This window comes from Bacillus sp. BC05(2025) (assembly GCF_056725905.1).
In genome coordinates this window covers 1-18,394 of the sequence record NZ_JBWYRA010000009.1, presented here as the reverse complement: position 1 = coordinate 18,394, position 18,394 = coordinate 1, and the positions used below count along the sequence as shown (strand labels likewise).

The window sequence follows — 18,394 nt, the reverse complement described above, 5'->3', positions numbered from 1 at the left end:
TTTTAATGTGGAAGTAACTCCAGTTTTTTTCGAAGTTTTTCTTCACTAAAAATCCATCCTGTATAGGAACTAATAATATTTAAATTATGATCGAGTTGAACGATCGCAACGAATGGATAATAATCTTTACTACGATAGCGCAAATCAATGAATCGAACCTCGTAATAATGATCATAATCGAAAATGTCCCAGCGATACACAGGGGAGAAAGATAAAAATGCTGAGATGTTTTCATCTTGTTTAGCAGCGCGCATAATAGTATTGTCTGGGAACGGTACCCGGTCGAATTTATCATATACCATGATGTTACCGCGATGCCATCTAGCAACGTAGTAATAATTGGTTGTAACGATTGCTAAATGATAATGATAAAATCGATAAGAAGGAGAAATAATTATCTTCTCAACATTTTTGAAACGTTTTTGTACAACGCTTCTTATATTTCTATGCATCATAATCCGTCCGATATAGTAAACAACCATCAATATATACGCTGCTAAGGCAGTATATCCTTTATGGGAACCTACGAGCATACAAGCAATTGCGAGTATATGGATGAAGAAAATGACGGTATCGAATGTATTAATGATACCGAGTGCTACCCATTTTTTTGTGAAGGGCCGTAATGCCTGTGTACCGTAGGCATTGAAAATATCTACAAAGACATGAAGAAAGACGGCAATAAATGACCAAAGTAGTAGATGCAAATATGGAGCGTCTGAAAAGAAGGCGAAAGAGATGCCACTTATAAGGAATGACCAAAGAATCACTGCAGGAATGGAATGAGTAATCCCGCGATGATTTCTAATATATTTAGCGTTATTACGCAATTTTAAAACTGTATCGATATCAGGAATATTGGAACCAGCAATTGTAGCGAGCATAACTGCTTGTGGCCCAATATCACTTTGTGCTATGGCTGGATCTAACGTGGCCAAACTGCCTAGAGTAACGCCCATAACAAGGTGAGTGGCTGTGTCCATAGAAATCCACCTCCGTTTTTTATTAATGTAACTCTTTTTATTCGATACCTCAAGTCCTTTGCCTTCTATTTCCTATGTCATCTTACTTAAATTTTTTCCTAAAATCTTTATAATAGTACTTATATGCAAAAAAATGAGGGGGATCAAGTTTGACACTTGAAATATTAAATAATTTTAACATAGAGCAGTTTCAAAATGATTTAATTGGTTGGTTTGAAAAAGAGCAACGCGACTTACCGTGGCGTAAAAATAAAGATCCATACCGTGTTTGGGTTTCAGAAATTATGTTGCAGCAAACTAGAGTGGAAGCTGTAAAACCATATTACGCGAATTTTATGGGGAAGTTTCCTACTCTAGAAGCTTTGGCAAATGCTGATGATGAAGAAGTGTTAAAAGCATGGGAAGGTTTAGGTTATTATTCTAGAGCACGAAACTTACATGCGGCTGTAAAGGAAGTAAAAGAAGTATACGGCGGAATTGTACCGAATGATGTAAAGAAAATTGAAAAGTTAAAGGGAGTCGGACCATATACAAAAGGTGCTATTTTAAGTATCGCATATGGTATACCAGAGCCGGCAGTTGACGGAAATGTTATGCGTGTATTATCCCGTATTTTATCAGTATGGGATGACATTGCAAAACCGAAAACTAGAAAAGTGTTTGAAGAGATTGTGCGTGAAATTATTTCGGCTAAAAACCCATCTTATTTTAATCAAGGTTTGATGGAGTTAGGCGCACTAATTTGTATTCCAAAAAATCCAGCATGCTTACTTTGTCCTGTACGTGAGCATTGCAGGGGATATGCTGAAGGTGTTCAAAAGGAATTACCAGTCAAAAGTAAAGCAAAGGCCCCTACGATGGTACCGATTGTTGCAGGAGTGCTTCAAACGGAAGATGGTCGTTACGTCATTAATAAACGTCCAAGTACCGGTTTATTAGCTAATATGTGGGAGTTTCCGAATGTTGAACTTGGCGAAGGGATTCGTAATCAGAAGGAACAGCTTATAGATTATATAAAAGAAAAATTTGAGCTTTCAATTTCTATTGAAGAATACGCAATGAATGTACAACATACGTTTACCCATCGTACTTGGGATATATTTGTATTTTACGGAAAAGTAACTGGTGATATTGTTGAAACAGATACATTGAAATTTGTATCGAAAGAAGCTTTTGAACAGTTGCCTTTCTCGAAATCACATCGTACGATTTATGAAAGTTGTGTCGAGAAGATTACAATGCAATAAATAAAAAGTGTTCCCTAGATTGGGAACACTTTTTTAATCGTAAGAAATTTTTGTCCCATGAGTCCAACTAGCCTCACCTTCTTGTAAGCCGCCTCTTGTTTCAATTTCTTTTACAATTTCTTTATAGATACTTTGACCTTCTGCATTTAAATACGGAAGAATCTGTTGTAATGAATGATGAAAATAAGCCAATTCATCTTCTTTCCACTCATTTTTTGAAACCATCGTTAGTTCAGTCATATCGCGTCCTATATACATATGCCCACCTCCATTTCCTATAGTTTGAATGAGTGATAAGAGATATATACGGAGATTAAAAAAAGAAAATCACGGATAGCTTTTAAATGAATTGGTTACATTATTGGTTGTGGAGGTGAGAAAGATGAGTAAAAAACAACAAGGTTATAACAAGGCAACTTCTGGTGCTAGCATTCAAAGTACAAATGCTAGTTATGGTACAGAGTTTTCAACTGAAACAGATGTGCAAGCAGTAAAACAAGCAAATGCACAATCAGAAGCAAAGAAAGCACAAGCTTCTGGTGCACAAAGTGCAAACGCTAGTTATGGTACTGAATTTGCAACTGAAACAGATGTGCATGCTGTGAAAAAACAAAATGCACAATCAGCTGCAAAACAATCACAATCTTCTAGTTCAAATCAGTAATGAAAGAAAAACACTTCTCTAATTCGGGAGAAGTGTTTTCTTTGTGCTTTGGTGATGGTAATGAAAATAAAGCGAACGACATAACTTCTAATAAGTCAACAAATGTAGTCAAAGGAGAAGGAAGTTAAAGATTAGAAATATGTAATGAGGAATAATAACTGATCAATAAATCTAAAAGGGGGTAAGTAATGAACGACTTTGATAAGTTGGTGGGAGAGCAATTAGAAACGATGGATGAGTTGTTGAAGTTACAAGCTCATCTAGAGAAGTATCAGCAAATTGAAATGAGCGAAAAGGATACGTGCGATAAGAAGGAATTACATTTTATACGCCAAGAAATATATAGAACAGAAGTAGCACTCAAGTTATTGCATGAGAAGTTTGAAGAGCAAACAAATAGTGTAATTCAATCTTTTGAAACTGAAAAAATGATTTCAAATTTAGGATAAGGCATGCCGTTGTCTTCAAGTGAAAGGTCCTTCTTTACATGGAAATAAGGAAGGGCTTTTTTTATTCTCATTTCCTTGTTTGTAAATAAAACCCTCGTCTCCTAAGAAGATTAAAGATATCGTATTCAGTGTGAGAAATGGAGTCTTGTCGCTTTAGTTTTAAAATTTCGACAAAAAAGTTATAATAGAAAAAAAGTGAATGCAGTTCAAAGGGCATTTGCAGTTGAAAGAAGGGAGCATATATGGGGTTTCCCAAAGAAGGAGAAAAAGTACAAATACATAGTTATAAACATAATGGCTCCATTCATAGAATGTGGGAAGAGACAACAATCTTAAAAGGGACACAAAGCCTTGTAATCGGAGCGAATGATCGTACAGTAGTGACAGAATCAGATGGTCGCACATGGATTACGCGTGAACCAGCAATTTGTTATTTTCATGCAAACTATTGGTTTAATGTGATTGGAATGTTAAGGGAAGAGGGAGTATATTATTATTGTAATTTAAGCTCACCTTTTGCATATGATTCTGAAGCGTTAAAGTATATTGATTATGATTTAGATATTAAAGTGTATCCAGATATGACATATACGCTTTTAGATGAAGATGAGTATGAAAAACATAGTCAAATTATGCAATATCCACCTGTGATTGATACGATTTTAAAACGAAATGTAGCACAATTAACACAATGGATTCATCAAAGAAAAGGGCCATTCGCGCCGGACTTTGTAGATATGTGGTATGAGAGATATTTAATGTACAGAAATTAAAACAAACCTGCAGGGGATTTCCCGGCAGGTTTGTCCTATTAGAGGGGGGATTAGGTGCAAGGTATAAAAAGATATTTGCAATTTGTTAAACCATATCGATGGCTTATTGCTATTACGATTATGATTGGTCTAGTTAAATTCGGCATCCCGCTTATTATGCCGTGGTTATTAAAGTATATTATTGATGATGTAATTCAGGGCGGGGGTTCACTTCAAGATAAAACGTCCCAACTAGTAACTGCAATTGGGATTGCTTTTTTTATTTTTGCAGTATTAAGACCACCAATTGAATATTATCGTCAATATTTCGCGCAGCGTATCGCAAATACAATACTATATGATTTGCGAAAACATATTTTTGGTCATTTGCAAAAGTTGAGTTTACGTTATTATTCGAATACAAAAACAGGCGAGATTATTTCACGTGTCATACATGATGTAGAACAAACGAAGGACTTTGTAATTACTGGTTTGATGAATGTTTGGTTAGATACAGCAACGATTGCTATTGCTATTATTGTTATGTTTTCTATGAATGTAAAATTGACATTTGTTGCGCTATTAATTTTACCTATTTATGTAGTAGCAGTGAAATATTTTTTCGGGCGTCTTCGAAAATTGACGAAAGAGCGTTCACAAGCGTTAGCAACGATGCAAGGGTATTTACATGAGCGTATTCAAGGGATGCAAGTGACACGTAGCTTTGCATTAGAAGAGTATGAGGGGAAGCAGTTTGAAAAAAGAAATAATGAATTTTTGACGAAAGCGTTAACGCATACGAGTTGGACCGCGAGAACATTTTCGGCGGTAAATACGTTAACAGATTTAGGACCATTACTTGTAATCGGTTTTGCAGCATATGAAGTGATTCAGGGGCAATTAACATTAGGGACTATGGTTGCTTTTGTTGGATATATGGATAGTTTATATAATCCACTTCGCCGCCTTGTTAATTCCTCTACAACATTAACGCAGTCTTTCGCATCGATGGATCGAGTGTTTGAACTGTTAGATGAAAAATATGATATTGTGAATGTCCCAAGTGCGGTACAAACGGAGAAATTAAATGGTGAAGTGATATTTGATAATGTATCTTTTCGTTACAATTCGGATGAAAAAGAGATATTACATAACCTTTCATTAACTATGTCGCCTGGAGAGAAGGTTGCGCTTGTAGGAGCGAGTGGAGGAGGGAAGTCATCTCTTGCTAGTTTAATCCCTCGTTTCTATGATGTTTCTTCAGGTGCAGTTTATGTAGATGGGATAGATGTCAGAAAGTATGATATGAGAAATTTACGTAGTCATATTGGAATTGTACTGCAAGATAATTTGTTATTCAGCGATACAATCGGGGCAAATATTTTATACGGAAATCCGAAGGCTACAGAGGAAGAAGTAATTGCAGCTGCCAAAGCTGCGCAAATTCATGATTTTATTATAGAGTTACCTGATGGCTATGATACTGTCGTTGGGGAACGCGGTGTAAAGTTATCTGGTGGACAAAGGCAACGTGTAGCGATTGCACGAGTGTTTCTAAAGAGTCCCTCGTTACTTATATTAGATGAGGCGACTTCCGCTTTAGATTTAGAAAATGAACGATATATTCAAGAGGCACTTCAGACGTTAGCTGCTGATCGGACGACGATTATAATCGCACATCGATTAGCGACAATTACACATGTGGATACGATTATTTATATTGAAGATGGTGAAATTAAAGAAACAGGTTCTCATGAAGAATTAATGAAAAAAAGAGGGTTTTATTACAATTTATATCAACTTCAGCATATAACAGAAACAGCTCCTTTAGCATAAAAGGAGCTGTTTTTTATTCGTCTTCTTTTTTATCGTCGATTTTGAGTTCTGCTTCTGGTTTATGGTATGTGTAGAAGCTATCTACAAGTAAATCTAAATGCTCTACTTCTTCACTATAGTTAATAATGGCAGAAATAAGAGGGAAGAGATGTAGCCATGTTTTATATGCTTCTTCATCGTCCTTATTTTGATATTCCATAAAGATATCAATTAATTCTTGTTTACCTGTTTCAACTTCATCCAGCATTTCAACGGACTGTTGTTTTTTTGCTTTACCAATAAATTTTAATAAAACTTGTTCATGATAATGTGTTAATGAATCAAGTTCATTCTGGATAGATTCCTGAAATTCTTCTGGCATATAGCGCAGTTCGTTTTCAGTACGATGCAATGATTTTAACGTACTTAAAGCACGGCTTGTCGTCGCTAACATTTGTCTGAATAAAACGAGCTTACGAATTTTTGCGAACTGTACTTTTTTCGTATAGCTTCTTTCTTCTTTATACAGCAAATAGTAATGGTTTAATTTGATCATTTTTTCTTTCATACGATCAATATCAGTTTTTAGCGTTGTAAAATCAGAAGCTTGCCTGCTATTCATTCGAATCCATTTTACAATTTCTTCTGTATTATCAACGATGCGATGATAGAGTTTTGTTTCGTATTTTGGTGGCATAAACACTAAATTTACAAGTGAAGCGGCAATAATACCAACCATAATCGTTGCAAATCGAAGTAAGGCAAAACTAAAGAAATCTTCACCTTGATACTCCATAATAGCGATAACTGTTACTAAAGCAATTGATATTGTGTTTTCTAATCGTAATTGCAGTGTAAGTGCAATTACTAATATACATGTTAATCCAATAATAAAAGGATTATGTCCAAAAGCAGTAGCGAATGCGATAGCGAATACCGCACCAATGACGTTTGCTTGAATTTGTTCAAGTGCAGTTAAATACGAACGGTATACAGACGGTTGTACAGCGAATATAGCTGAGATTCCCGCAAATACCGGACTCGGTAAGTTAAGTAAAATACAAGCAAATAAAGCTAATGTGATGGCAACACCCGTTTTTAAAATGCGAGCACCAAGTTTCATACCCTTAATAAGATCCTTTCTCTTGTCATAATGAATGTACAACATGATACTATACATTCATTACAATATGTTAGCAAGTGATATTTTAGTGACGTTAATAAGAAATTAAGATTCATTTTATACTTTTTCCTAATTCTTTTTAAACATCAATTTTTAGTAAAAAAACCTGCTGAATTTCAGCAGGTTTCAAATTGTTACTATAGATTACTATGAGAAGTGTACTTCGTCAATTTTTTTCTTGGAGATGAAAATTAGGCATATCACTCTGTTGAAATAGATGGATCAGCCTGCTCTTTTTTCGGGATGATTTCAAAAAACTGTTGCTGCATATCATCGAGTAACGGTGTTAATAAAGCGACTTCCTCGTATTGCTCATGCCCATTTAATACACGAATATAATCTAGCAATAATGCAGTCACATCTTGCACACCATTTTTACTAATTGGCTGTAATGTAACATTTGCCCCTTTTGCGATTCTTCTTTTTAAGGCCTGTTCTGTTAAACCTAAGCTTGAATCATGACGTAAATAAACAACACCGCCAGTCATACCAGCGCAAATCCATGGACCAGGATCTCCTAAAACAAGCGCTCGCCCATTTGTCATATATTCAAAAGCGAAACCTTTAATATTAGAGTATGCTCCTATATTTCCTTGCTCTTTTTCACGGAGTGGCTTCGTCATGCGCCCTCCAATTATCATGTCTGCTCCAGAGAGGCGAATGCCAGCGCGAGCATCGGCGTTACCTTGAACGTATAGCGCTCCTTTTTGTGCACCGTATCCAAAACCTTTTCCGACAGAACCGTTATAATATATGCCGTCTTTTCCTTTTGCTTTCGTTATATAAATACCACCACCAAAGGAGGTTTTACCAATGCCATCTTGTGCACCGCCATTTACGTGTATAAATAAGTTCTCACTATTGTAAGCACCTAATCCATTCCCAGGAATAGAGCCATTCGTATACTTTAATGTAAGTGGTTCAAGCTTCATGTCTTCATATAATTTACTACGAACGCGATAGCAAGATTCTAGACCGCCCATAACGCGTTGTTCTACGCCAACTCCTACTAATTCTTTCGAATGAGGGGAATGAACTGTTTCAAATTGTTTTTCTGGTACGTCTTCTGTTTTTGTGACAGATGGATGTTCTATCGTTTGTAGTAAATTACATAAGTCTAATAAATTTTCGCCTCGAACTTGTTCTAATAAATCGGAACGCCCAACAATTTCTTGTAAATTTGTATAACCAAGATTTCCTGTTAATCGTTTTAGTTCTACGCCAAAAGTAGTGAATAAATGTAATAATCCAGCGACGGCGCTTTCTAATTCACGTGGGACGAACCGGCGTAATCCGTGTTCTTTCGCCTGAGCTTCAGATTCAATTTGTGTTGCAATTCCAACGTGACAAGTATCTAGATGACATCCGCGGCAAGTTGTACAACCAATTGCAATCATGGATAATGTACCAAATCCAATGCGGTTTGCCCCAAGAAGCATGATTTTTAAGGCATCATTCACACTTCGAATACCACCGTCAGCCCAAATTTCTACTTTATGTCTCATATTTGCTTCTAATAAAGCATTGTGAGCGGCTTTCACACCAATTTCTACAGGAAGCCCTACATGTTGCAATGCGTGAATACGTGCGGCACCTGTACCACCATCAAATCCGCTAATGTTAATAAAATCAGCACCAGCTTTTGCGATACCGACAGCAATTGTTCCAATGTTAGGGACGACAGGAACTTTTACAGCTACTTTCGCAAGTTGATTGGCCGTTTTAATTTCTGTAATCATTTGAGCTAAATCTTCAATGGAATAAATATCATGGTTGTTAGAAGGTGAAATTAAATCTGAGCCAATTGTAGCGTTACGTGCTTCAGCGATTTTGGCTGTTACTTTTGAACCTGGTAAATGCCCACCTTCACCAGGCTTTGCACCTTGCCCAATTTTTATTTCAATTAGGTTTGATGAATTTAGTAGTTCGGCGTTTACACCAAATCGCCCAGATGCAACTTGTTGTCCACGTGTATGTGGATATTTTCCAATCATGTCTTTAATTTCGCCGCCTTCACCGTTCAAGCTAATCATATTTAGCTGATCGGCCGCTTCTGCATATGCACGAAAGGCAATTTCATTTTGAGAACCGAATGACATGGAGCTAATAATAAATGGTAAATCATGATTTTGAATACTTATGGACACTTCTTCAGCCGGAACGACATGTTTTGTTTCTTTCGTTTGAATAAGATGTCTAATCGCGATTGGATTGTTTTCTTCTAATTCACTTAATTTTTCACGGTAATCATCATAAGAGTTTCCTTTTGCGACATCACCGATTGCTTTCCAAATTCGCGGGAATATATGAAAAGATTTTCGCATTCTAACTTTAGGATTGTTATAATCATCTGCTCGCATTTGTGCATCTTCAGCAAGTGACTCAAGCGAGAAAGCTAAATTATTTGAACCGAAGAAATTCGTAATTTCTAATATGTTTGCGATTTCTTCATGTAATCCGATAGAAGAATAGAGGCGACCGTATCCGCGTAATTCATGAATTCCGATTGTTGAAATGACTTTCTCTAGCCCTTTATTAAGTGCATGATATAAATTCGTAATGGGTGTTTTCGTCCCATCATTTACGGTTGCAAATAATAAATATGGATTAATACTATCTGCTCCTAATCCATACAGTGTGACGATATCGTGTAAGGAGCGAAGGGCACCAGAACGTATAACGAGAGAGCAGTTTCGGCGTAATTTATTTTCGCTTAATATTTGATGTACTTTAGCGGTAATTAAATGCGGATCAATCCATAATCGTCCATTTAGGTGAGCATCAGCATCGTCTATTAATAATAGGGAAGCTCCATCGTTCACGGCTGTTATTGCTTCAGAACTAATTCGATTTAAGGCACATTGTAAAGTTTCTGCCTGACTGAATGTAGCAGAGATTGTAGCGATAGAGCTATGAGCATTGAATAGCTGTATAAGTTGCTCGTACGTAATTGTGTGTAATTCTTCTGCAATAGATTGTGCTACGCTTCCTTCTAAAATAATTGGGGAAAGCATCTCAACTACAAATGGCTGTTTAGCACCAGCCAATAAACTTGGACGTTCGCCAAGTATCGTTCGTGTGGAGAAGTGTTCAACTTCTCGATCACGATCGATTGCTGGATTTGTAACAACAGCTACACTCTCTTTAATGAAGTCAGCGATATTTCGTCTATCAGTATCGAGTGCAGCGAGTGGTGAGTCATGACCAAGTGAGCGAATTGGCTCAACGCCTTTTGTTGCCATCTGTTCAAGAAGCTGAATATGTTCACGATCCCATCCGAAAGCAACGTATTGCTTCGTTTCAACTTGCATAGAATCACATAATCCTTGGATTTCTTTCGTTTCAGGGGTAGATAAGTTTAAATGATAATCTTTAGTATTAACTCGCTTTTTAAAACGGTCGTATACTTGAGCTTGGTATTTGTCATATTCATAAAGAACAAGCTCATCTTGTTCATTCCACTTTAGACCGACTTTTTCTCCAGGAGCGAGTGGTTTCGGTTCAGCTACATATTCAGTTGGAGATACAACTCCAGGTTCAGAAGAGAAAATATAAGAACTCTCTGTCTCTACTTTCCAAACTGGTCGTAGTCCAAGGGAATCGACGCTGAAAACAGCTTCATCTTTATAGCGTGAAATAATACCAGCTGGACCTTGTGCAAAATGGCCCCATGCTTCACGTATATACGTATATAAATTTTGTAAATGTGGCTCATAAAGTTTAATTTCATTAATAATTGGTGGGAATAGTATATCCATTGCTTCAAATAAACTGTAGTCGTATTGAACTAGTAGAGTTTCTAAGGTGCGGTTTAAATCTTGGGAGTCGCTGCCCCCAGCAGTAAGTGGAACATGAATCATGTCAGCTTGATCGCGTAATTTTGCAATCGTGTTAATTTCACCATTATGTCCGAGAATGCTAAATGGTTGTACACGAAAAAAATTAGATAATGTATTTGTAGAATAGCGATTATGTCCTAGTGTCATAGTTGAAGCGATCAGCGGGTGTTGTAAATCATTGTAATAGGCCACAAGCGTATCACCAGCACCGAGAACTTTATATACAACATGATCACGACTTAAGGAAGCAACATGAATCGCTTCGTTTTCCTCTATTTTTATCGTTACTGAAAATAATGTTTGCTCAATATTTTTAACTTCATTTTCAGCGATAAGGGCAACTTGCCAAAATAAAGGTTCTTCTTGTTTACCAAGTGGACCGAGTGCATCGGAGTTTATTACATCGTCACTTTCAAAAAGAATTGCAAAGTTTTCGTTGCTTAGTTGTGTACGAATATGATTTTTTAAATTAACTACATTTGCGTTTTTGTTTAGAAAAAAATGTCCAACGATAAAGTGGGGATGATCCACGATCGTTGGATTATATCCGCTACTTTTTAGTTTTTCACTCCAAAGTGCTTTTGGTACATCAATGTGAATACCGATTCCATCGCCTTCACCATTAATGAAACCTGCTCTATGATTCATTTTAACGAGCGATTGTATGCAAAGATCAATGTTTTCTTTTGTAGGAATTTTTCGTTTCTCCATAACGGAAACGATTCCACACGCATCATGTTCTGCATTTTTATAATCTCGAAATAAAGACGGTGTCCATGTATTTGTTTTATTGAGCATCCGTCAATCCCCCCTCTTATTGAAGTTTGAATAATCTTACTATTTAAGGCGTGAGCAGCCTTGCATACAAAGATAGTAAGGATATAAAAGAAAATTAAACAGATAATTATGAATAATTATACTATTAATAAGGAATTTATGAAATAGAAAAAAGGAAAAAAGAAAGGTGTGCTTTCTTTTTTCCTTTTAATGATGAGATTATTTATTGTCTGCTAAAGCGGCAAATGCTCTGCCTACAGCTTCAATTGTATATTCAATATCTTCTTTTGTATGTTCTGTCGTTAAGAACCATGCCTCGTATTTAGAAGGCGCTAAGTTAACTCCTTCTTGAAGCATAAGCTTGAAGAATTTACCGAACATTTCACCGTCTGTATCTTGTGCTGCATCGTAATCTTCAATTGTATTTGTTGTGAAGTATACAGTTAAAGCACCTTTTAGACGGTTTAATGTAATATCGATATTATGTTTGGCAGCTTGCTCTAAAATTCCTTTTTCAAGCATTGCACCAAGTTCATCTAATTTCTCATAAATCCCTTCTTGTTGAAGAACTTCTAGACAAGCAATACCAGATGCCATAGAAGCAGGGTTTCCTGCCATTGTACCGGCTTGATATGCAGGTCCGAGTGGGGCAACTTGTTCCATAATTTCTTTCTTACCACCGTAAGCACCGATCGGAAGTCCGCCACCAATAACTTTACCAAGAGCTGTTAAGTCTGGTGTTACGCCAAGTAAGTCTTGAGCACCACCGTACATAAAGCGGAAAGCAGTAATAACTTCATCATAAATTACTAGTGCACCAGCTTCGTGAACAAGTTCATTCACTTTCTCAAGGAAGCCAGGTTTCGGTTCTACAATACCGAAGTTTCCAACAATCGGTTCTACAAGAATAGCTGCTACTTCATGTCCCCATTTATCTAATGCTTCTTTTAACGTTTCTACATTATTAAATGGAACGGTAATAACTTCTTGAGCGATACTTTGTGGTACACCGGCTGAGTCAGGAGTTCCTAGTGTAGAAGGACCAGATCCAGCTGCTACAAGTACTAAATCAGAATGACCGTGGTAACAACCAGCGAATTTCATAATTTTTGTGCGGCCTGTGTAGGCACGAGCGACACGAATTGTTGTCATTACTGCTTCAGTACCAGAGTTTACGAAACGGACTTTATCTAATGCGGGCATTGCTTCTTTTAACATTTTTGCAAATTTTACTTCTAGTGCTGTTGGTGTTCCGTAAAGTACACCATTTTCAGCAGCTTTTGTAATTGCCTTTGTAATGTGTGGGTGAGCATGTCCAGTAATAATAGGACCGTATGCTGCTAAATAATCGATATATTTATTTCCGTCTACATCCCAGAAATAAGCGCCTTTTCCACGTTCCATAGCAACAGGAGCGCCGCCGCCAACTGCTTTAAAAGAACGAGAAGGACTATTAACGCCACCAACGATATGTTCTAAAGCTTCTTTATGTAATGCTTCTGATTTTGTGAATTTCACTACCATTCATCTCCTTACAAAAATCTATGTATTATTCTAACATGTTTTTCGAAAAGACGTATTGTTTGTGATAGAGAAGGCAGTTGGGTAAACTATTCGTTGTGACATTTAGGAAGGGGGTCCGGTTATGAAATCGGTAATTGAGGTACAAGGGTTACGTAAAGAATTTACAGCCTATTCAAGTCGTCCAGGTTTAAAGGGTGCATTTCGTGATTTATTAAATCGTAATTATAAAATAGTACCAGCAGTAAATGATGTATCTTTTACTGTGAAACAAGGTGAAATGGTTGGATATATCGGTGAGAACGGTGCCGGTAAATCAACGACAATTAAAATGCTTACAGGGATTTTAACTCCGACATCAGGAGACATTTTAGTAAATGGGATGAACCCGCATAAGCAGAGAGAAGAATTTGTAAGAACTATTGGTGTTGTTTTCGGTCAACGCTCACAACTTTGGTGGGACATTGCTGTACAAGAATCGTTTCGTTTATTAAAAAAAGTGTACGGTGTATCAGATGCTCAGTATAAAGAACATATGGAGCACGTGATTGAAACGTTAGATATTGGTCCTTTATTGGATAAGCCAGTTCGAAAGTTATCTCTTGGTCAAAGAATGCGTTGTGAATTAGCGGCAGCATTAATTCATAATCCGCCGTTATTATTTTTAGATGAACCAACAATTGGGTTAGATGTACTTGTGAAATTGAAAATACGTGAATTTTTAAAAGAAATGAATGAACGTTATAAAACAACAATTTTATTAACAACTCATGATATTACTGATATTGAAGCTTTATGTGAGCGCGTTATCATGCTGGATGAAGGAAATATTATGTATGACGGTTCTTTAAATAATCTTCGAACGCAGTGGGGAGCAGAGAAAGAAATACATTTTCAGTTTGTTGCACCAGTTTCCTATCAGGATTTATCAATGGTTATGCCGGATAGTCATGTCGTTTGGTCGAAAGCGAAAGAGGAAAACGCGTGGATTGCCAAAATCCCGAATGAAGAAGTTATTATTTCAATGCTTATTTCTAAAGTAGTACAAGCCTTTCAAATTAAAGATTTAAAAATCAACGAAGTGTCTACAGAGGAAATTATTCGTAACATTTATGAAGAAGGTATTAAACATGGGTAAGTACATTGAAATGATTCGAATTCGCTTTTTAATGATGCTTGCGTATCGTACAAACTATTATAGCGGGATTTTAATTTATATAATTAATATCGGCGCGTATTATTTTTTATGGCAAGCAATTTATAGCGGAAAAGAGAATATTGAAAGTTTATCTATTTCGCAAATGACTACGTATATCGCAATTGCGTGGATGGCACGTGCCTTTTATTTTAATAATATAGACAGGGAAATTGCGATGGAGATTCAAGAAGGACGTGTAGCGGTAGAACTTATTCGTCCATATAACTATTTAGGAATGAAAGTGATGCAAGGTCTTGGTGAAGGAATATTTCGCTTTGCCTTCTTTTCAATTCCGGGTATGGTTATCGTTACCTTATTATTTTCATTGCAAATTACAACGAATTTTCAAACGTGGTTATATTTCTTCTTGTCTTTAATATTTAGTTTTATTATTAATACACAAATTAATTTAATGACGGGAATGCTTACATTCTTCTTATTTAATAATAGTGGAATTATGTATGCGAAACGTGTTGTTATTGATTTATTTTCAGGTCTATTATTACCAATTAGTTTTTATCCGTTATGGGCCCAAAAGGCAATGGTGTTTTTACCGTTTCAGGCCATTAGTTATATTCCGAGTATGATTTTTTCAGAAGGTATACAAGGAAATAAATTGTATGAGGCATTATTATTCCAAGTAATTTGGGCAATTGTACTTATTATTCCAATTGTACTCATGTGGAGAACGGCGAGAAAACGTCTAATTGTACAAGGGGGATGATGAGATGATATATATAAAACTATTTTTGCAATATGCAAGCCAATATATAAAAACAAAATTGGAGTATCGGGGCGATTTTATCGTTGGATTACTTTCTGATTTATCACTACAGGCTGTTAATTTAATCTTTATTCTCGTTGTGTTTGGACATACACAAGCATTAAAAGGATGGAGTAGAGAAGAAGTAATCTTTATTTATGGTTTCTTTTTAGTGCCATTTGCCATTTTTTCAGCCTTCTTTAACATATGGGATTTTAATGATCGTTACATTATTAAAGGAGAAATGGATCGTATATTAACGAGACCGATTCATAGTTTATTTCAAATTATATTAGAAAGAATGGAGCTTGAATCTTTAATTGGAGCGATTACAGGGATGATTGTAATGGGCTACGCAGCAGTAGAGTTACAATTATCTTTTTACTGGTACGATTTCTTCTTATTCTTACTAATGGTAGGAGGGGGTGCACTTGTATATGGAGGGATATTTGTTACGCTTGCGAGCCTTGGTTTTTGGTCGGATGCGAAAAGTTCAATTATGCCGCTAATGTATAACATAGGTAACTATGGTCGCTATCCTGTTAATATTTATAACCGGGTAATTCGCTTCATTTTAACGTTTGTCCTACCATTTGCGTTTGTTGGAGTGTATCCAGCAGCATACTTCTTAAGAAAGACAGAGTGGAATAGCTATGCATTTGCAACACCATTTGTTGGTGTTATCTGTTTTACGATTGCAATCACTCTTTGGAATCAAGGGGTAAAAAGGTACCGTGGTGCTGGTAATTAATTATAGGGGCTTGTTTGTTTCTAAGGGATAAATCCAATGGCCGTCTCATACATATAAAATGAGGTGGAGGACATGTTATGGGGATTTATTCTATTAATTGCAGCAATCGCTATTTTGAGAAGTGTCCAATTGTTATGGAGTTCATATTCAGATTCTAGACGTTTCTTTTCGCTGTATAATTTAGCCTCCTTGTTTCTAATTTATACAACGGTATTAATTGCGTTTGGGTTAAGTTATGTTGTATTAGAAGAAATGGGCTTTGCAGTTTTGAAAGAAGATGGAGAAAGCTTGCATGCCCAATCTTTTCAACTTGTAGAAATTTGCTTATATTTTAGCGCAGTTACTTTGTTGTCCGTTGGGTACGGTGATATAGCTCCGATTGGAATAGGGAGATGGATTGCGATTGCAGAAGCGCTAATTGGATATACATTACCGTTTGCTTTTGTAATGAGGTCTGTAATAGACAATGAAAAATAAGATAGCATTTGATATAGTAAAAGAAAAGAATAGGAGTGATAACAATGGTCACAGTAGGAGAAATGGCTCCAGAATTTACATTAGAGGGAAGTAACGGGGAACAAGTTCGCTTAGCTGATTTTCGTGGTAAAAACGTAGTTCTATATTTTTATCCGAAAGATATGACTCCAGGGTGTACAACTGAAGCATGTGATTTTCGAGATGCATATGGATTGTTTCAAGAGAAAGATACAGTTATTCTTGGTGTAAGTCCTGATTCAGCGAACAGACATTTGAAATTTATTGAGAAGCATGAACTTCCATTTGTACTTTTAGTAGATGAAGATCATAAGGTGGCGGAATTGTACGATGTTTGGAAGTTGAAAAAGAACTTTGGAAAAGAGTACATGGGAATCGAGCGTTCTACATTCCTTATTAATAAAGACGGTGAGCTTGTAAAAGAATGGCGCAAAGTGAAAGTGAAGGGACATATTGAAGATGTTCTTTCTTATATAAAATAAATCCATTGGGGAGATAAAATATATAGAAGTAAGGCGAGTGTCTATACATATTTTATTGGCTTACATAAAGTGAAGTGTAGGGCATACCTCCTCAGATGATAGTATTCCAAGTGCGATTATGTCGCACTTTTTTTCTATTGTAAATGTATAAAAAATAGGGAAAGATACATAAGAATAAGGCTATATACAAAAATAAACCACATACTTATAGTAGAAATATTGACGATTTATAAGAAAAGGAGTACACTCTTTATAAGAATTATAAAATAATAATCCGTATAGAATCGGGGTGCATGACGGTGGTCAAAGAAGAATTAAAAGAAGCGCTAGAAATGCTGAAAAATACGGGTGTACGCATTACTCCACAGCGTCATGCTATTTTAGAGTACCTTGTGGAATCTATGACGCACCCAACAGCGGATGACATTTATAAAGCATTAGAAGGTAAGTTTCCAAATATGAGTGTTGCAACTGTTTATAATAACTTACGTGTATTTAAAGAGGTTGGCCTTGTAAAGGAATTAACTTATGGAGACGCTTCAAGTAGATTTGATTATGTTACAAGTCAACATTATCATGTGATTTGCGAAAAATGTGGTAAGATTGTTGATTTTCCTTATGGGGGTTTGGAACAGCTTGAAGAGGAAGCTGCGAAAACGACAGGCTTCGTTATTAATAGTCATCGCTTAGAAATTTATGGCGTTTGTCCAGAGTGTCATAAGGCGTAATATATAATAAAGAAAGAGGGAGACGTTTACGTCTCCCTCTTTCTTTATTATATATGGAAATTTCGTTAGGTTTAGGAGGATTTAATTAAGAGTAAATACAAAGGGTGATTTCTTGGTTAAGAAATCACCTTTTCATGTTTAGTTTTGTAAGATTACATTTTCCTTACTGTAATCATATGTGCCTATGATTTATAGCTCTTTTTATTGTATTTCTCATCAAACTCTTTTCCTTCTAGGCTTCGATCCATTGTTAAAGGTTGGTTGCAATGCATACATGCGTCGACACGACCGAGCATTTTTGTGGGTTTATCGCAGCTTGGACAAATAATTTGTACAGTTTTAGTAGATAACATACCGATCCAAAAGTAAACGACAGTACTAGCGATTACAGCTAAGAAGCCAACCATCATAAATGTTGTCATAATAATAATGTTTTCACGGAAAAAGACTCCTAAGTATGCAATGAAGAGGCCGATAAATACTAAACTTAATGCAAAGGTCCGGATTTTATTAATTTTGTTTGAATACTTAATGCTCATTCTCACCACACTCCTATAACATCATAATAACATAAAATTTAGAATTTTCATTCACTCAGAAACATGATAAAGTGATAAGATATGAAATGTTGATTAAGATAAAGAATGAAGGGAGACTATACGGATTTTTGAAAAGCATTTTTAAAGTTTTAACGGGATGTGAAATTTTTTTGTAAAAAGTATTGACCCTGTATGTACTGCATGATAT

Annotated in this window: 17 protein-coding genes; 11 read left to right on the top strand and 6 right to left on the bottom strand. The window is 36.1% G+C overall.

From position 1 onward, the window contains the following. Positions 1-2: 2 nt before the first annotated feature. Complete coding sequence (locus tag ACZ76X_RS22440; RefSeq protein WP_479851719.1) at positions 3-983, bottom strand: metal-dependent hydrolase; 981 nt, start codon at positions 981-983, stop codon at positions 3-5. Between the two features lie 149 nt (positions 984-1,132). On the opposite strand from ACZ76X_RS22440, the gene mutY reads away from it, so the two are divergent. Then, positions 1,133-2,230: an A/G-specific adenine glycosylase gene (gene mutY / locus ACZ76X_RS22435; protein ID WP_479851718.1), complete on the top strand. Its 1,098-nt coding sequence runs from the start codon at positions 1,133-1,135 to the stop codon at positions 2,228-2,230. 33 nt (positions 2,231-2,263) lie between these two features. Here mutY and ACZ76X_RS22430 read toward each other — a convergent pair whose 3' ends face one another. After that, on the bottom strand, positions 2,264-2,488 hold the full coding sequence (locus ACZ76X_RS22430; RefSeq protein ID WP_000275446.1) for a hypothetical protein: 225 nt from the start codon (positions 2,486-2,488) through the stop codon (positions 2,264-2,266). 124 nt (positions 2,489-2,612) lie between these two features. Here ACZ76X_RS22430 and ACZ76X_RS22425 point away from each other — a divergent pair, with 124 nt between their 5' ends. The 4 genes from ACZ76X_RS22425 to ACZ76X_RS22410 all read left to right on the top strand — a co-directional run bounded on the left by ACZ76X_RS22425 (position 2,613) and on the right by ACZ76X_RS22410 (position 5,931). Further along, positions 2,613-2,894, top strand: coding sequence for a gamma-type small acid-soluble spore protein (locus ACZ76X_RS22425; protein WP_000039045.1), 282 nt, complete (start codon positions 2,613-2,615; stop codon positions 2,892-2,894). Between the two features lie 188 nt (positions 2,895-3,082). After that, on the top strand, positions 3,083-3,343 hold the full coding sequence (locus tag ACZ76X_RS22420; protein ID WP_000997584.1) for a YgaB family protein: 261 nt from the start codon (positions 3,083-3,085) through the stop codon (positions 3,341-3,343). Between the two features lie 242 nt (positions 3,344-3,585). After that, a complete protein-coding gene (gene ntdP, locus ACZ76X_RS22415) occupies positions 3,586-4,116 on the top strand; it encodes a nucleoside tri-diphosphate phosphatase (RefSeq protein ID WP_000506628.1) in 531 nt (176 codons plus the stop codon). A gap of 54 nt (positions 4,117-4,170) precedes the next feature. Continuing rightward, a complete protein-coding gene (locus ACZ76X_RS22410) occupies positions 4,171-5,931 on the top strand; it encodes an ABC transporter ATP-binding protein (protein WP_479851717.1) in 1,761 nt (586 codons plus the stop codon). A 13-nt stretch (positions 5,932-5,944) separates the two neighbouring features. On the opposite strand, the gene ACZ76X_RS22405 is transcribed toward ACZ76X_RS22410, so the two are convergent. The 3 genes from ACZ76X_RS22405 to hemL form a co-directional block, all read right to left on the bottom strand. Beyond that, the gene (locus ACZ76X_RS22405; RefSeq protein WP_098253789.1) at positions 5,945-7,033 is read right to left on the bottom strand and encodes an aromatic acid exporter family protein; all 1,089 of its coding nucleotides are present in this window, start codon (positions 7,031-7,033) and stop codon (positions 5,945-5,947) included. A 260-nt stretch (positions 7,034-7,293) separates the two neighbouring features. After that, on the bottom strand, positions 7,294-11,730 hold the full coding sequence (locus ACZ76X_RS22400) for a glutamate synthase-related protein (RefSeq protein ID WP_479851716.1): 4,437 nt from the start codon (positions 11,728-11,730) through the stop codon (positions 7,294-7,296). 198 nt (positions 11,731-11,928) lie between these two features. Then, positions 11,929-13,233, bottom strand: a complete 1,305-nt coding sequence (gene hemL / locus ACZ76X_RS22395; RefSeq protein ID WP_479851715.1) for a glutamate-1-semialdehyde-2,1-aminomutase — start codon at positions 13,231-13,233, stop codon at positions 11,929-11,931. A gap of 121 nt (positions 13,234-13,354) precedes the next feature. On the opposite strand from hemL, the gene ACZ76X_RS22390 reads away from it, so the two are divergent. The 6 genes from ACZ76X_RS22390 (at position 13,355) to perR (ending at position 17,647) form a co-directional block, all read left to right on the top strand. Next, a complete protein-coding gene (locus ACZ76X_RS22390) occupies positions 13,355-14,368 on the top strand; it encodes an ABC transporter ATP-binding protein (protein WP_000843646.1) in 1,014 nt (337 codons plus the stop codon). Next, complete coding sequence (locus tag ACZ76X_RS22385) at positions 14,361-15,152, top strand: ABC transporter permease (protein ID WP_479851714.1); 792 nt, start codon at positions 14,361-14,363, stop codon at positions 15,150-15,152. The genes ACZ76X_RS22390 and ACZ76X_RS22385 overlap by 8 nt, the downstream gene beginning before the upstream one ends. A 4-nt stretch (positions 15,153-15,156) precedes the next feature. Then, positions 15,157-15,942 (top strand): ABC transporter permease, encoded by a 786-nt coding sequence (locus tag ACZ76X_RS22380; protein WP_479851713.1) that lies wholly within the window; start codon positions 15,157-15,159, stop codon positions 15,940-15,942. Positions 15,943-16,014: 72 nt separating this feature from the next. Next, the gene (locus ACZ76X_RS22375) at positions 16,015-16,419 is read left to right on the top strand and encodes a potassium channel family protein (RefSeq protein ID WP_000964347.1); all 405 of its coding nucleotides are present in this window, start codon (positions 16,015-16,017) and stop codon (positions 16,417-16,419) included. Positions 16,420-16,463: 44 nt separating this feature from the next. Next, entirely contained in the window at positions 16,464-16,919 is a 456-nt protein-coding gene (gene bcp, locus ACZ76X_RS22370; protein WP_000259038.1) for a thioredoxin-dependent thiol peroxidase, read from the top strand. A gap of 299 nt (positions 16,920-17,218) precedes the next feature. Next, positions 17,219-17,647: a peroxide-responsive transcriptional repressor PerR gene (gene perR, locus ACZ76X_RS22365; RefSeq protein ID WP_000237831.1), complete on the top strand. Its 429-nt coding sequence runs from the start codon at positions 17,219-17,221 to the stop codon at positions 17,645-17,647. A gap of 182 nt (positions 17,648-17,829) precedes the next feature. Here perR and ACZ76X_RS22360 read toward each other — a convergent pair whose 3' ends face one another. After that, positions 17,830-18,186 carry a YgzB family protein gene (locus ACZ76X_RS22360; RefSeq protein ID WP_144615653.1) on the bottom strand — a complete coding sequence of 119 codons (357 nt, stop codon included), beginning with the start codon at positions 18,184-18,186 and terminating at the stop codon, positions 17,830-17,832. Between the last annotated feature and the right edge of the window lie 208 nt (positions 18,187-18,394).

Bases quoted from the DNA above. Each gene is read 5' to 3' on its own strand.
- ACZ76X_RS22400 (WP_479851716.1), bottom strand. From the start codon at position 11,730: ATGCTCAATAAAACAAATACATGGACACCGTCTTTATTTCGAGATTAT.
- ACZ76X_RS22375 (WP_000964347.1), top strand. From the start codon at position 16,015: ATGTTATGGGGATTTATTCTATTAATTGCAGCAATCGCTATTTTGAGA.
- ACZ76X_RS22390 (WP_000843646.1), top strand. From the start codon at position 13,355: ATGAAATCGGTAATTGAGGTACAAGGGTTACGTAAAGAATTTACAGCC.
- ACZ76X_RS22385 (WP_479851714.1), top strand. From the start codon at position 14,361: ATGGGTAAGTACATTGAAATGATTCGAATTCGCTTTTTAATGATGCTT.
- ACZ76X_RS22405 (WP_098253789.1), bottom strand. From the start codon at position 7,033: ATGAAACTTGGTGCTCGCATTTTAAAAACGGGTGTTGCCATCACATTA.
- ACZ76X_RS22430 (WP_000275446.1), bottom strand. From the start codon at position 2,488: ATGTATATAGGACGCGATATGACTGAACTAACGATGGTTTCAAAAAAT.
- ntdP (WP_000506628.1), top strand. From the start codon at position 3,586: ATGGGGTTTCCCAAAGAAGGAGAAAAAGTACAAATACATAGTTATAAA.
- ACZ76X_RS22440 (WP_479851719.1), bottom strand. From the start codon at position 983: ATGGACACAGCCACTCACCTTGTTATGGGCGTTACTCTAGGCAGTTTG.
- ACZ76X_RS22425 (WP_000039045.1), top strand. From the start codon at position 2,613: ATGAGTAAAAAACAACAAGGTTATAACAAGGCAACTTCTGGTGCTAGC.
- hemL (WP_479851715.1), bottom strand. From the start codon at position 13,233: ATGGTAGTGAAATTCACAAAATCAGAAGCATTACATAAAGAAGCTTTA.
- bcp (WP_000259038.1), top strand. From the start codon at position 16,464: ATGGTCACAGTAGGAGAAATGGCTCCAGAATTTACATTAGAGGGAAGT.
- ACZ76X_RS22420 (WP_000997584.1), top strand. From the start codon at position 3,083: ATGAACGACTTTGATAAGTTGGTGGGAGAGCAATTAGAAACGATGGAT.
- ACZ76X_RS22360 (WP_144615653.1), bottom strand. From the start codon at position 18,186: ATGAGCATTAAGTATTCAAACAAAATTAATAAAATCCGGACCTTTGCA.
- ACZ76X_RS22380 (WP_479851713.1), top strand. From the start codon at position 15,157: ATGATATATATAAAACTATTTTTGCAATATGCAAGCCAATATATAAAA.